At 73.7% G+C, this 14,310-nt stretch carries 10 protein-coding genes and 1 pseudogene; 5 read left to right on the forward strand and 6 right to left on the reverse strand.

The window, feature by feature from the left end; all coding sequences use genetic code 11:
* Window positions 1-55: 55 nt before the first annotated feature.
* Both RM446_RS06125 and RM446_RS06130 read right to left on the reverse strand, forming a co-directional pair.
* Window positions 56-1,390, reverse strand: a complete 1,335-nt coding sequence (locus RM446_RS06125) for a sulfatase-like hydrolase/transferase (protein WP_311544134.1) — start codon at window positions 1,388-1,390, stop codon at window positions 56-58.
* Window positions 1,391-1,510: 120 nt separating this feature from the next.
* Window positions 1,511-2,845 (reverse strand): MFS transporter, encoded by a 1,335-nt coding sequence (locus RM446_RS06130; RefSeq protein WP_311544135.1) that lies wholly within the window; start codon window positions 2,843-2,845, stop codon window positions 1,511-1,513.
* A gap of 294 nt (window positions 2,846-3,139) precedes the next feature.
* Here RM446_RS06130 and RM446_RS06135 point away from each other — a divergent pair, with 294 nt between their 5' ends.
* The 3 genes from RM446_RS06135 (at window position 3,140) to RM446_RS06145 (ending at window position 7,636) form a co-directional block, all read left to right on the forward strand.
* Window positions 3,140-4,174, forward strand: a complete 1,035-nt coding sequence (locus RM446_RS06135; RefSeq protein WP_311544136.1) for a LacI family DNA-binding transcriptional regulator — start codon at window positions 3,140-3,142, stop codon at window positions 4,172-4,174.
* 309 nt (window positions 4,175-4,483) lie between these two features.
* Entirely contained in the window at window positions 4,484-6,727 is a 2,244-nt protein-coding gene (locus RM446_RS06140; protein WP_311544137.1) for an alpha-galactosidase, read from the forward strand.
* Window positions 6,728-7,195: 468 nt separating this feature from the next.
* Window positions 7,196-7,636 (forward strand): DUF4234 domain-containing protein, encoded by a 441-nt coding sequence (locus RM446_RS06145; RefSeq protein WP_311544138.1) that lies wholly within the window; start codon window positions 7,196-7,198, stop codon window positions 7,634-7,636.
* A 72-nt stretch (window positions 7,637-7,708) separates the two neighbouring features.
* On the opposite strand, the gene RM446_RS06150 is transcribed toward RM446_RS06145, so the two are convergent.
* Window positions 7,709-8,800 (reverse strand): hypothetical protein, encoded by a 1,092-nt coding sequence (locus RM446_RS06150; protein WP_311544139.1) that lies wholly within the window; start codon window positions 8,798-8,800, stop codon window positions 7,709-7,711.
* 528 nt (window positions 8,801-9,328) lie between these two features.
* Window positions 9,329-10,057, reverse strand: a complete 729-nt coding sequence (locus RM446_RS06155) for a DUF2267 domain-containing protein (protein ID WP_311544141.1) — start codon at window positions 10,055-10,057, stop codon at window positions 9,329-9,331.
* A gap of 293 nt (window positions 10,058-10,350) precedes the next feature.
* Between RM446_RS06155 and RM446_RS06160 the strand changes: the two genes are divergently transcribed.
* Window positions 10,351-10,752, forward strand: a complete 402-nt coding sequence (locus RM446_RS06160) for a DUF2267 domain-containing protein (RefSeq protein WP_311544142.1) — start codon at window positions 10,351-10,353, stop codon at window positions 10,750-10,752.
* Between the two features lie 231 nt (window positions 10,753-10,983).
* Window positions 10,984-11,913, forward strand: a pseudogene (locus RM446_RS06165) (NADP-dependent oxidoreductase); the annotation flags it as partial.
* Between the two features lie 103 nt (window positions 11,914-12,016).
* Here the strand turns inward: RM446_RS06165 and RM446_RS06170 are convergent.
* Window positions 12,017-13,588, reverse strand: coding sequence for a long-chain-fatty-acid--CoA ligase (locus tag RM446_RS06170; RefSeq protein WP_311544143.1), 1,572 nt, complete (start codon window positions 13,586-13,588; stop codon window positions 12,017-12,019).
* Window positions 13,589-13,800: 212 nt separating this feature from the next.
* Window positions 13,801-14,283: a MarR family winged helix-turn-helix transcriptional regulator gene (locus RM446_RS06175; protein WP_311544144.1), complete on the reverse strand. Its 483-nt coding sequence runs from the start codon at window positions 14,281-14,283 to the stop codon at window positions 13,801-13,803.
* Window positions 14,284-14,310: the final 27 nt, after the last annotated feature.

Here is a 14,310-nt window from a genome sequence, read left to right on the forward strand (position 1 = left end):
TCCGGGGAGCGCCCGGGGCCGACCTGGAACGCCGGTCCGGGCCCGGCCGCGCCCGTCAGCCGGCCGGATCGATCACGGGGTGCTCGCCCGTCTCCGCCAGGCGCTGGAGCAGGCGCTTGCGCAGGGGCCCCGCCGCCTCCTCCGCCGCTTCGGCGGCAGCCGGGTCCGCTATCAGGTTGTGCAGCTCGTGCGGATCCTCCTCCAGGTCGTAGAGGTAGGCGTCGACGTAGCGGTCCGCCGCCGGTGTGTTCCAGGCGTCGGCGCCGGGGGCCACCACCCCGTACTTCCAGCGCGGCGTCCTCAGCGCCCGGCCCAGCTCCGACTCGCTGATCTGCACCAGGACGTCGTCGGGCCGGTCGTCGGCGGCGCCGCCCACCAGCGGCAGCAGCGAGCGCCCGTCCATGTCCTCGGGAACGTCGAGGCCGGCCGCGTCCAGCAGGGTCGGCGGCAGGTCGATGTGGCTGACCAGCCGCTCCAGCGGGCGGCCGGTGTCCAGGCCCGGACCGAGCAGGGCGGTCGGCACCCGGATGGAGGCGTCGTGGCAGCTGCGCTTGTACTCGGCGTTGCGGGTCTTGAAGTGGCACCCGTGGTCGGAGGTGAAGAGCACGATCGTGTCGTCGGCGAGCCCGTGGTCCCGCACCGCCGACAGCACCCGGCCCAGGCACTCGTCCAGCCGCTTGACCATGCCGAGGTAGCCGCCGAGGTGCTCGGCGGAGTTGCCGCCCAGGGCCGTCAGGTCGCCGGGCACCCAGGCACCGTCGTAGCGCTCGCTGTAGCCCTCGGGTGCCGGGTAGTCGTCGCGCTGGTTCTGGTGGTGGGGCTCCAGGTACGACACGAAGAGGAAGAACGGCGCGTCGCGCTCGCGGGCGATGTAGTCGACGGCGGCGTCGGTGAGCGCGTCGGCGCGGTAGCCGGGCAGCTCGTGCGCGCGGCCGTCGCCGTCGTAGAGGGTGGTCTCGTAGGCGTCGGAGGTGAACTCCAGCAGGTTGGCCGCGAGCCAGTCGCGGTAACCGCCGCGCTGCCCGGGGCGCACCGGGCCGGCGGTGTGGGTGTCGCCGAGGTGCCACTTGCCGATGTAGCCGGTGTCGTATCCGGCGTCGGCGAAGCGGTCGGCGACGGTGGGCGCGTCCTCGGGCAGCGGGATGTTGTTGCGGAAGCAGCCCAGCTGGGCGGGGTAGCGCCCGGTCTGCAGCGAGGCCCGGGAGGGCGCGCACACCGGCTGGCAGGTGAAGGAGCTCCGCACGTGCACCCCCTCCGCGGCCATCCGGTCGAAGTTCGGGGTCAGGTCGAGGGGGTTGCCGTGCGCCCCCGTCGTGTCCCACCGCTGCTGGTCGGTGAAGAACACGATGACGTTCTTAGGTTCGCGGCCGTCGCCGGGCGTGCTGCTCACTGTCGGGCTTCCTCGTCTTCGCGCCGTGGCGCGGCGAGCCCCCGGGGCCGCCGCGCCTGCCTTGCGTCGTGTGCCCGGCCCCGCCGGAGCGGGGCCGGGGCCGGTGTCCCGCCGTGGCCGTCAGCCCTGCGCCGGGCTGCCGAGGGCGGCCGCCTCCTGTTCGCGCTCGGCCGTGTCCACGTGCCGGGTCTCGCGCATGAACAGCGTAGAAACCACCGATACCGCGCCCAGGCCGACGACGAGCAGCGCCACCGGCCAGCTCGCCTCGCCGCCGGCGATCAGCAGCGCGGTGGCGATGGCGGGGACGAAGCCCGCGACCATGGCCGAGGACTGGTAGGCGAACGACATGCCCGAGTAGCGGACCTTCACGCTGAACATCTCGGTGAACAGCGTGGCCTGCAGGCTGGACATGCACACCGCGCCGCCGATGGCGGCCAGGCCCATCGCGACCCAGGCCCACCACGTGCTGCCCTGCTCCAGCAGCCAGAAGTAGGGGAAGGCGGTCAGCGCCACCAGCACGCCGCCGGTCAGGTAGAGCGGGCGCCGCCCGATCTTGTCGGAGATCGCCCCCGCCACGGGCATCAGCGCCAGTCCGATGACGTTGTAGACCACGATCCCGGTCAGCGCCACCCCTTGGGCGAACCCGAGCGAGGTGGTCAGGTAGCTGATGGCGAAGGGCTGGTAGATCTGGGAGGTCCCGGCCTCGCCGAGGCGGGCGCCGAACCCGACGACGATGCTGCGCGGGTTGCGCTTCAGCGCCGTCCACAGGGGGATGGTCTCCTGGGCCTCGGCCTTCTTCACCCGCTCGAAGGCCGGAGTCTCCTCGATCTTGAGCCGGACGATCAGGCCCACGGCCAGCAGCGCCGCGCTGAGCAGGAACGGGATGCGCCAGCCCCAGGTCAGGAAGGCGTCGTCGGGCATCAGGGCGAACAGGCTGACCACCGACACGGCGATGAGGTAGCCGATCGGGCCGCCGGTCTGGGGCAGGCTTCCCCAGAAGCCGCGGCGGGAGCGCGGCGCGTGCTCCACGGTGAGCAGCGACGCTCCGCCGAACTCGCCGCCCAGCCCCAGTCCCTGCACCAGGCGCAGCGTGACCAGCAGGATCGGCGCCCATACGCCGATGGTGGCGAAGTCGGGCAGCAGCCCGATCAGGAAGGTCGCACCGCCGATGATGAGCATGGTGGCGACCAGGACCTGCTTGCGCCCGACCCGGTCGCCGAGGTGGCCGAACAGCAGCGCGCCGATGGGCCGGGAGACGAAGCCGACGCCGAAGGTCGCCAGCGAGGCGAGGGTGCCGATCAGCGGATCGGCGTCGGGGAAGAACAGTTCGTTGAAGACCAGCGCGGCCGAGAGCCCGTAGAGGTTGAAGTCGTACCACTCCAGCAGGGCGCCGGAGAGGCTGGCCGCGATGACCTTGGACATGGGTTGGCGTGGGGTTTCGCTCGGGCTTGTCATGACGGCCTTCTTCATTGGGCGTAGGGCGCGTTCGGATAGCGGCGGGACCGGGCGGGTGCCCGGGCGCGCGTCCGGGGCGGACCGGAGCGTTGCGGTCCGGGCGGGGCGCCGACGCCTCCGGCGGTGCATGCCCGCCCGCCGCGCCGACGCCGCGGAGTGTGCTGCGGCGTTCGTGTTATTCGATTAACATGACGCACGTTACATCGGTCCCGCCCGAGTCGTCCAGCGCCGCGGCGCGCGCCGCCCGCACACGGCCCGCCGGGACCAGCCGAACGGCCGACTAGTCTGCGGGATGTGGCAGTGACAGAGCCTCCCGAACGACCCACCCAGCGCGACATAGCGCGCCGAGCGGGGGTCTCCACCGCCACGGTCTCCTATGTCCTCAGCGGGCGCCGTGGCGGCGCGAAACCGCCGCCCGAGGAGACCCGGCAGCGGGTGATGCGCGCCGTCGCCGAGGTCGGCTACCAGGTGGACCACGCCGGGCGCAGCCTGCGCCGGCGCCGCAGCGACCTGATCGCCCTGATGTACCCGGCGCCCTCCAGCCCGTGGTCGGACCGGCTCGCCGAGCAGATGCAGGAGGCGGCCGCCGAGCGCGGTCTCGGCGTGGTGGCCCTGCCGATGAGCGGCTCCGCCGCAGGCGGCGCGCTGCTGCGTGTGCTGCGGGAGCGCTACGTCGACGGCGCGGTCCTGCTGCCCGACTGCCCGGTCGACCCGGACGAGATCGCCGTGCTCGCCCGCCAAGGGCTGTCGCTGGTGGTATTCGACGACGACCTCGACCCCGACGGCTTCGACGTGGTGCGCCAGGGCCGGGGCCGCGCCTGCCGCGACGCCGTCGAGCACCTGGTGGCCGCGGGCCACCGCAGGATCGCCTACCTGGGCCACCCCGGCGAGGACCGCTGGCGCACCGCCCGGTCGGTCAAGCTGCGCAGCTACCGGCAGGTCCTGCAGGAGCACGGCATCGGCGTCGCGCCCGACCTCGTGCTGCCGGTCGCCGACTCCCGCCCCGACGCCTACGCCGCCGTGCGCGGACTGCTGCGCCGCGCCGAGCCGCCCACCGCGGTCGTCTCGGCCACCGACCGCGCCGCGATCGACGCCGTGTGGGCGGCGCGCGACCACGGCACGGCGGTGCCCGGGGGACTGGCCGTCACCGGCATCGGCAACATCCCCGAAGGCCTGGTGATCAAGCCGTCCCTGACCACGGTGGGCGCGCGCGAGTTCGACTTCTCCGCTCAGGTGGCCCGCCTCTTCGAGCGCCTCGACGCCGCCGCCGCGCTACCGGGAGAGGTGATGGCCGCCCGCTGGGAGCTCATCGTCCGCGAGTCCGCCTGAGATATGACCGTTGATCTATTCCCAAAACAGCGGAGCTGGTGCCTCTGACCTGGGCAAACGAACTCCATCGCGAGACGTCCACGAAATCCCGTTATCGTTCCGTGACATTCCCTGGAGTGGGTCTGGAGCGGCCCGGTTCACCCTCGTTTTGTTCCTCCGGTACGGCCGACCGCTAGGGAGGCCCCACACAGCTTGTAGCTATCGTCACTGGAAATCGTTTTCCTTCACGATGGCTACAAGATCAACGGGGGTTCCTTCTAGCCTTGGGGCGTCCGGCCGGCTCCGATCCCCGACCCCTGGAGGCGCCCAGTGAACGCACCGACCGACGCGACCGGCCCTGCATCGCCGGTCGTCGCACTGCGCAGGGCCGGCACGGCTCTGGTCGTCGACCTCGCGCCCCAGGCAGGGGGCGGGCTTCCCGAGGTGCTGCACTGGGGCGCCGACACCGGTCCGCTCACGCCGGAGCTCGCCGAGCATCTTCGCACCACCTCGGTGCCCGCGGTGCCCCACAGCGCGCCCGACGCGCCGCGCGGGTTCACGGTGCTGCCCACCGAGGCCGACGCCTGGGCCGGCACACCCGCGCTCAGCGGCCACCGCGCAGGAACGGCCGGTGCGCCGCGCCTCGGACTGCGGGACCACCGCGCCTCCTCCGACGACGCGGCCGACACCCTGGTCCTGGACCTGTACGATCCCGCCGTCGGCCTCGCCGTGCGGCTGCGCTACCGGCTCGACGCCTGCGGCGTGCTGCGCGTCGCGGCGACCGCCGAGGCGGCAGCCGGCCCGCACTCCGGCTCCGACGCGGCCTACGACCTCGCCGCGCTGCGCGTGCTCCTCCCGCTGCCCGCCCGGGCCGCCGAGATCGTCGACCTGACCGGGCGGTGGGTCCGCGAGCGCAGTCCCCAGCGCCGCGACATGGCCGACGGGACCGTCCTGCGACGCGCCCTGCGCGGCCGCCCCGGCCACGACAGCCCCCTGCTGACGGCAGCGGGAACCCGCGGGTTCGGGTTCCGCTCGGGCGAGGTCTGGGCGGCGCACGTGGCCTGGAGTGGCGACCAGGAGTACCTCGTCGAGCGGCTGCCCGAGGGCGCGGGCGCGCACGCGGCCGCGCTCGGCGGTGCCGAGGCGCTGCGGCCGGGCGAGATCCGCCTGGGGCCCGGCGACTCCTACGAGGGTCCCGAGATCGTCTTCGCCCACTCCACCGCCGGCCTCGACGGCGTTTCGGAGCGCCTGCACACCGCCTTGCGCGCCCGGCCCGAGCACCCGGCCGAGCCGCGCCCGATCGTCCTCAACACCTGGGAGGCCGTGTACTTCGACCACGACCTCGACCGGCTGCGGGCGCTGGCCGACCGGGCGGCGGCCGTGGGGGTGGAGCGCTTCGTCCTCGACGACGGCTGGTTCCAGGGCCGGCGCAACGCCCGGGCCGGGCTGGGCGACTGGACCGTCGATCCCGACGCATGGCCCCGGGGCCTGGACCCGATCATCGAGCACGTCCAGGCGCTGGGCATGGACTTCGGCCTGTGGGTGGAGCCGGAGATGGTCAACCTCGACTCCGACCTCGCGCGCACCGACCCCGGCCGGCTGCTGCACCCCGAGGGCGCGCCCGGTCGCTCCTGGCGCCACCAGTACGTGCTGGACATCGCCCGGACCGACACCTGGCGCCACATCCGCGACCGGCTCGACGCCCTCCTGCGGCGCTACCCCGTCCGGTTCGTGAAGTGGGACCACAACCGGGACCTGTACGAGGCGATGCACGCCCCCGACGACGGTTCCGGCGCAGCGGGCGCCGACCGCGTGCCCGGAGTCCACCGCCAGACCCGCGCCCTCTACGACCTGCTCGACTCGCTGCGCGAACGCCACCCCGACGTGGAGTTCGAGTCCTGCTCCAGCGGCGGCGCGCGCGTGGACCTGGGCATCCTGGAGCGCGCCGAGCGGGTCTGGGCCTCCGACTGCAACGACCCGGTGGAGCGCCAGGGGATCCAGCGCTGGACCGGCCTGCTGCTGCCGCCCGAACTCGTCGGCTCGCACGTGGGACCCCCGGTCGCCCACACCACACACCGCCGCACCGAGACCGCTTTCCGGCTGACCACCTCCCTGTTCGGCCACGCCGGGATCGAATGGGACCTCACCGCCTGCTCGGAGCGCGACCTCGCGGCGCTGACCGCGTGGACGGCGCTGGTGCGCGAGTTCCGGCCGCTGCTGCACACCGGCCGCACCGTGCGCAGCGACGCCACCGGCCCCGACGCGCTGCTGCACGGGATCGTGTCGCCGTCGGGCGAGCGCGCGCTGTTCTGCTTCGCCCAACTGGAGACCGCAGTGGCCGAGCAGCCCGGGCGCACGCCGCTGCCCGGACTCGACCCCGAGCGGCGCTACACCCTGCGCTACCGGACCGAGCTGGGCGACCCCACCCGGGGCGCCGCCGGCGCGCCCGCGTGGATGCGCACCGACACCGCCGCGCCGGTGATGACCGGCGCGGCGCTGGAGCGCCTGGGCGTGCCGATGCCGCGGCTCTTCCCGGCCCAGGCCGTGCTGGTCGAGGCGGTCGCCGCGGAGTAGCCGCGCGCCGCGCTGGTCCCCGGACACGGGTTCCCGCGCGCCGAGGCGTGTGGATCCGCGGGAGACTCGGCCTGGCCGCCTGCGGCCGCGCGCCGGTCTTTGCGGAGAGCGGGCCCGGGCCGGCGGGGCCCGCCGGCCCGGCGGCACCGCGCGGATGCCGGCGGAGACGGAACCGTGCCAGGATCGCGATTTCGTGCGCGCATGCGGGCGCGGTCACCCTGTTAGCATCGGTCCACCTTCGCGGCGGTCGCGTGCTGCGCCCGGTGCAGGGGTCCAAGACCCGACCTCGGCGCGCGCCCCGCGGGGTGGCGATTGCGCGCGAACCCGCGCCGACCGGTCGTCTCCAGTGGCCGATACGGCGGCGTCGCCGCCGCGGCACTGCGGACGCGCAGCCGTACCCCCGCTCCATCGGTCCGTCTCCCTGAAGAAGCTGTCCCCCCGAATCTGTCGAAGAACCAGGAAGATGCCATGACCGTCGACCCCCAGGCCCAGTCCCGAGCCGCCACCGGCGCCCAGATGAAGCGTCGCAGCCCCGCTGCGGCCTGGCTCGGACTGCCGCTGATCACCCTCGGGATCTACTACTTCGTCTGGTACGCCAAGATCCACCGCGAGCTCGGCGGGTTCGACCCCCGCTACTCGGGCAGCTCCCCGGCCGGGGCGGTGTGCTCGCAGCTCTTCGGCGGCCTGACGCTGGGGATCTGGACGCTGATCAACATCGCCGGTACCGCCGGCCGGATCGCCGGCGCCCAGCGCGCCGCGGGACTCAGCCCCTCGTGCGGCGGCGGTGTCGCCATCCTGCTGTGCTTCCTGCTCGGCACGCACGTGATCTACTTCCAGAGCAACATCAACAAGATCATCGACGCCTACGGGCAGGTGCCCGAAGGCGAGCCGGTGGAGCTGCGCGCCTGACTCCTCCGATCCGGCGCGGGGCCCGCAGTGCACACGGGCGCGACGGGCCCCGCGCCGCCGGGGTACGACGTCTCAGTCGCCCTTGGCGAGCGGGTTCTTCAGTCCCGGAGACCAGGCGGCGGCGGTGGCCGCCGCACTCCCTGCGGCCTCGGCGACGTCCGGCGCCGTGTGCTCGGCCGGCTCGGCGGCGGGGGAGTAGCGCAGCTCGCCGGTGTCGCCGACGATGCGCACGCCGGAGTTGCGCAGGTCCTCCACGTCGGCCCGGCTCCAGGCGTCCACGGTCTCGCGGTAGGTCAGAGGGATTCCCAGCCGCGGACCGCGCGACGGGCGCCGGGCGAACCCCTCTATGATCCGCGCCCGCAGCCGCCGCGCGTCGTCCGCCGGCCACTCGGCCGCGGCCAGGTTCGAGTTGAGCGTTCGCAGCACCTCGGCCTCGGGAGCCGTCACCCCGCTGTGCACGGTCGTCGAGTCGTCCGGCGCCGAGATGCTCGACGTGTCGCCGAGCTCCACCGCCTCCAGGAACCGGTGCCACAGCCGATCGGCGGGCGAGCCCGGATTCGTGATGAGCGTCACCTTGTCCGTCCCCACGATCGAGGCCCACCGCCGCGCGAGCCCGCCCAGCGCGAACGCGCGCCACAGGTGGGCCTTGCCGTCGCTCTCCACCGCATCCCAGCCGGCCTCGCGCTGGCGTTGGAGCTGGCGCAGGTAGGAGTGGAAGCTGGAGGACTTGCCGTTGCGAATGTGCTGCTGCCACACCGACGGCAGCAGCTTGCCCAGTCCGCGCCCGGTGATGAACACGCGCGTATCGGGAGAGCCCAGCGCCTCGATCGTCTTGCGGGCCGCATCGGAGCGCACCACCGACAGCGCCTCGGCCGAGACGATCGCCGTACCCTCCCACGACCGGATCTGCTTCTGCAGGTTCTCCCACCAGGACTGCTCCTTGGCGGCGCGTGCCTCGGTCACCCACGAGTACTCGCCGCGCAGCAGCGCGTAGCTGGCGGTCTCGTGGTAGTTGACCCGGGTCGCGCCGGGGCGCCGCCGGGGGGGAACCGGATAGAGCGCACCGAGCGCGGCGAGCTCCTTGGTGCGGTCCTGCATCATCTGCTGCAGATAGGTCGTTCCGGATTTCTGCACCCCGATGTGCAAGACAAGCCGCTCTGCCACCGAATACTCCACTCCCTAGGTACTGCGCGCAGAAGCTACCGGCGAGGGGCGAGCGGCAGGCGAACCCCGAGCGAACAGCGGGATTCGATCGAGCGCGTCGCCGTGCCCCCGGCCGACCGTGCCGGCGCCGGACAGCGCGCCGGGGCCTGTCCGGTTGAAGGCACGGTACCGCCAAAACCCGGTCCTGTACCCGGAGCGCGGCCGTCGCGGGCGGGCCGCCGGCCAGTGCGCGGTCGGCGGCGGAAGGCGGCCCGCGCAGGGAGCGCGCGGAGGAGGCGGGACCGAAACGGAAATGTCCCAGCCCGCCAGTACATTCGCTATCGCTCCCGCAACGCGGGGGTGAGGCGAGCGGACGCCAGACACGGGCGGCCGGTCCGGCCGGGAACCGGGCCGGCCCCCACTCGCCGGGCCCTTCCGGCGGCCCAACGGGCGCCGGAAGGGCGCCGCCGCCGTCTCGCCGACCGCAGTGTGCGGGCGAGGGGCCGAGGAACTTCCGATCGGCCGGCCCGGCAGCAAGGCGCGCCGGCGTCAGCCGCCGGATCCCACCTCGGCCACCGCTTGGTCGATACTCTCGGCCAGGTCGATGTCGGCCGTGGTCACCGCGCCCACCGATGCCGTGCGCACCGTGAAGCGGATGCCGCCGGCGGTGCGCGCGTGGTGGGCCCGGCGTCCGGCCCGGTCGCTGATCCGGTCGATCCGGGCGAGCAGGGGCGGGAGCCGGTCGGCGGGGATCTGCACGGTCCGCGACAGCCCTTCGGTGCCGCCCTCCCACTCGGGCAGGCGCTCCAGAGCGGCGTCGAGCGTCTCCTTGTCCAGCCTGCTCGGCTCGCCGGTGATCCCGGTGTCGGCGCGTCCCCGGGCGCCGGTCGGGTCGGCGGTCCACCTCGCCAGGTCCTCCGGCAGCGCTGCGGCGAGACCGGCCGAGATCCCCGGTTCCGAACGGGCGATCTCCGCGAGCACGACCCGCGCGAGGTGCAGTCCCTCCTCCGGCAGGCAGCCCAGCTCGCCCGCGACCTGCTGGGCGATCCCGCTCGTCCCGCTCGCGCGTTCGACGCGCTCGATCTCGGGGTCCTGCGCGTGCGGCGGTTCGATCCACAGGGACTCGGGCAGACTGTCGTGCAGCTCGCGCCGGGTGCCCTCGTCCAGGCGCCGCGCGATCGAGGGGACGACCGCGCGGATCGCACGTCCCGCCCGGTCGGTGTCACCCACCTCGCCGTGCGCCGCCACCCGTTCCACGAGCTGCTGATGCGCGACCATGGCCCACCTCCCGATTCGGCTGCAGGTGGCCGGAGCGGACGCCCGATCGGCGCCGCCCTCCGGCTGGGTGGACCGACTAACCCGTCCGCGGCCGGTGAAACCGGGCTTCGGCGGAGTGAAGCGGCAGGTGGCGGGCGCGAAAGCGGCGCGGTGCGGCGCATCGCGGCGCCGCGGTGATCGGCGCCGTGCATACGGGCCGTTCCTGGTGGTAGCGGACCTGTGCACGATCGTTCGGCGGGCAGCGCCGGACCGCTCGGTCCCGCTGCCGCAGCCCATAGGAGTAGGAGGGGGACATGCAGCACGACGCGTTCATCGGCCAGGTGCAGGACCGAGCCCGCCTCGACAGCCGTGGGGCCGCCGAGGCCTTCACCCGGGCGACCCTGGAGACCGTCGCCGAGCGGATCAACCCGGACCTCGCCGACGACCTCGCCGCCCAGCTCCCGCAGGAGATCGGGGAGAACGTCCGGCGGGTCACCGACCAGTGGTTCCCCACCCAGCGGTTCGGCCAGGACGAGTTCGTCCGCCGGGTGGCCGAGCGCGCCCACTCAGACGGGGAGCGGGCCGCCTACGCCGCCCGGGTGGTGTTCGAGATGCTGGACGAGGCGACCACCGGCGACGTGATGGGCAAGGTCCGCCAAGGCATGCCCGAGGACCTGCGCGAGTTCTCGCTCGCGGGCAGCAGCGGCGATGCGTGACCGCCCCTTCTTCGCCCCCCGACTCCCGCCCGCCGGTCGCCGGGCGGGGGGCGGGGCGAGGCGCCCGGTCGCCGCAGCGGCCGACTCTAGGCTGGGGCGGCTACCCCGGCGTACCGAGACCGAGGGTGTCCGGGACGATCGTTCCGGAACGAGCGCAGCGCGGCGCGGCGGGCGCGGCGGCGAGCCCCCCGCCGCCCGCAGACGAAAGGTGGGGAAATGGCGGCGACCACGATGCGGGCCGTGTCCCAGGACGTCCACGGCGGTCCCGAGGTCCTTCGCGAGGTGGAGCTCGACGTGCCCCGCCCCGGACCCTCCCAGGTGCTGGTGCGGGTGCACGCGGCCGGCATCAACCCCACCGACTGGAAGCACCGGGCCGCACGCATCTTCCTCGGCGACCCGCCCTATGTGCTGGGGTGGGACGTCTCCGGCGTCGTCGAAGCGGTGGGGATCGGGGTGACCGTGCACCGACCCGGCGACGCGGTCTTCGGCATGCTGCCCTACCCCTACGGTGCGGGGTCCTTCGCCGAGTACGTCACCGCGCCCGCGCGCTCCCTCACCGGCAAGCCGCGGGCCATCACCCATGTCGAGGCCGGCGCCCTGCCGCTCGCCGCGCTGACCGCCTGGCAGGCGCTGGTGGACACGGCCGGCCTGACGGCGGGCCAGCGGGTGCTCGTGCACGCCGCGGCGGGCGGAGTGGGCCACCTCGCGGTGCAGATCGCCAAAGCCCGCGGCGCCTACGTGTTCGGCACGGCCAGCGCGGGCAAGCACGACTTCCTGCGCGGAATCGGGGTGGACGAGCCGATCGACTACCGCGAAACCGACTTCGCCGATGCCGTCGCGGACGCGGACGCGGTCCTCGACACCCTCGGCGGCGACAACGCCTTCCGCTCGCTGGGCGTGCTGCGTGCCGGCGGAACGCTCGTCACGATCCTGCCGGTGCCGCCCGAAGGCCTGCTCGACGAGGCGAAGGGACGCGGCGTGCGCGCCGCGCCCCTGCTGGTGGAAGCCGACCAGGCGGGGATGGCGGCGATCGCCGCGCTGGTGGAGTCGGGTCGGCTGCGCCCGCACGTCAGCGAGGTCTTCCCGCTGGAGCGCATCGCCGACGCCCACCGGGCCGGCGAGACCGGACGCACCACCGGCAAGCTGGTCGTCGACGTGGCGGGCGAGCGGCACCCGGCGCATCCGGTCGAGCCGGACCGAACGCGGGACAGCTCCAAGCCCCGCGTGCCGGAGGATCCCTTCGGCCCCCCGGCGCCCGCCGGTGCTACTGGCGGGAGACCGCCGAGGCGCCGTCGCGCAGCACGTACTTCTGGATCTTGCCGGTGGCGGTCTTGGGCAGCTGGTCCACGAACTCCACCCGCGTGGGCGCCTTGAAGTGCGCGAGGTTCTCCCGCGCGAAGGCGATCAGCTCGTCCTCGGTGGCCGAGGCCCCCTCGCGCAGCACCACCGAGGCCTTGGGCGTCTCGCCCCAGCGCTCGTGCGCAACGCCGACGATCGCGACCTCCTGGACCGCCGAATGGCGCAGCAGCACGCCCTCGACCTCGATCGAGGAGATGTTCTCGCCCCCGGAGATGATCACGTCCTTGATGCGGTCCTGGATCTCGACGAACCCGTCCGGGTGGGTGACCGCGGCGTCGCCGGTGCGGAACCAGCCGTCCCCCATGACCTTCTCGGTGGCCTCCGGGTCGTTGTAGTAGCCGGCCATCACAACGTTGCCGCGCACCGCGATCTCGCCGACCGTCTCGCCGTCCCAGGGGACCTCGCCGCCTCCGGGGCCGAGGACCTTCAGCTCGCCGGAGGTGATCAGCTCGACGCCCTGTCGCGCCTTGACCGCGGCGCGATCGGCTCCCACGAGGCCGGCGTGCTCGGGCCAGGGCTCGCACACGGTGATGAACGGCGCGGTCTCGGTGAGCCCGTAGACGTGGGTGACCGACCACCCGAAGGCGCCCTCCAGCCGCTCGATGGTGTCGGCGGCGGGCGATGCTCCCGCGGTGACGACGTGCACGCCGGGCGGCACCTGGCCGCGGACGTCCTCGGGCGTGTTGGCCAAGGTGATCAGTACCGTCGGCGCCGCGCAAAGCCAGGTGACCTGCTCGTTTCGGATCAGGTCGAACACGCGCGCCGGGTCGACGGCGCGCAGGCAGACGTGGGTGGCGGCCGCCGCGGTGACGGTCCACGTATAGGTCCACCCGTTCGCGTGGAACATGGGCAGCGTCCACAGGTAGCGCTCGCCGACTCCCACGCGCAGGTGCAGCAGGGTACCCACCACGTTCATGTAGGCGTTGCGGTGGGTGATCATCACGCCCTTGGGCCGGGCGGTGGTGCCGCTGGTGTAGTTGATCGTCAGCAGGTCGGTCTCGGCGATGTCGGGCCGGGTGAAGTTCGGTTCGGCGCCCGCGACCAGGGCCTCGTAGTCCTCCCACCCCTCGGCGGAGCCTTCCAGCGCGACGAAGCGCTCCACGCCGGGCATCCGGTCGCGCACCCCGTCGACCGCCGCGAGCTGGTCCGCGTGCGCGCACAGCACCTTGGCGCCGGAGTGGTTGGCGATGTAGACGAAGTCGTCGGCGGTGAGCCGGTAGTTGATCGGCACCAGGACCGCGCCCAACTGGGGAACGGCGTAGAAGGACTCCAGCTGCGCGTGTGTGTTGGGCGCGATGTAGGCGACGCGGTCGCCCTTGGCCACGCCCATCCGCTGCAGAGCGGTCGACCAGCGGTCGCAGCGGTCGAAGAACTCCTCGTATGTCAGCCGCAGGTCCTGGTCGACGACCGCCTCCCGCCGCGGATGCAGCCTGCGCGTGCGCCGCGCGAACTCCAGTGGGCTAAGGGCGGTTTCCATGGTGCCTTCTCTCCGTGACGGCGGCGAGCGGATCGTCCCCGGTACCTGGGTGCAACGAAAATACGGCGCGCCCTCGGTCCGGGACAAGACCGCCACACGACGGCGGGCGGCGCCGCTGTCAGGGAGGACGCGGCGCGCGGGTCCGCCGGACCCCTGCCCCCGAACGGCCGCTCCGCGCGGCGGGCGCCGCCGCGGGGGCGGCGGCGCCGGGGTCAGGCGCGGGCCGCCTCGGCCCCGGTGAACGCGCCCAACCCCGAGGCGCAGGCGGCGAGGGCCCGGCGCAGGGCGGCCGCGTCCTGGGGCGCGACGTCGCGCAGCATGCGCTCCTCCAGAAGGTCGGCCGCGCGGTCGCAGGCCTCCAGAGCCGCGCGGCCCGCGTCGGTCAGGTGGGCGCGCAGCACGCGGCGGTTCCCGGGGTCGGGCTCGCGGCGGATCATGCCCTTGGCCTCCAGCGTGCCGACCATCTCGTTCGTCGCCTGCGGACTGACGAAGGACCGCCGGGCCAGTTGGGCGGCCGACAGCCCGGGCTGGGCGCGCAGCACGCTCAGGGCCGTGTACTGCAGCGTGGTCAGCCCGTAGTCGCGGGTGATCGCGTCCAGCTGCGCGCGGGCGACGAGCTCCACCCGTTTGACCAGGTAGATGATGCGCGGTTCGGGGGGATCGGCGGCTTCGTCGGCACCGGCGGGTGTGATCATGATTGACACATTATCAAGGTTCTTGTT

Origin of the sequence: Streptomonospora wellingtoniae (assembly GCF_031845375.1) — a bacterium.
Lineage (GTDB): Bacteria > Actinomycetota > Actinomycetes > Streptosporangiales > Streptosporangiaceae > Streptomonospora > Streptomonospora wellingtoniae.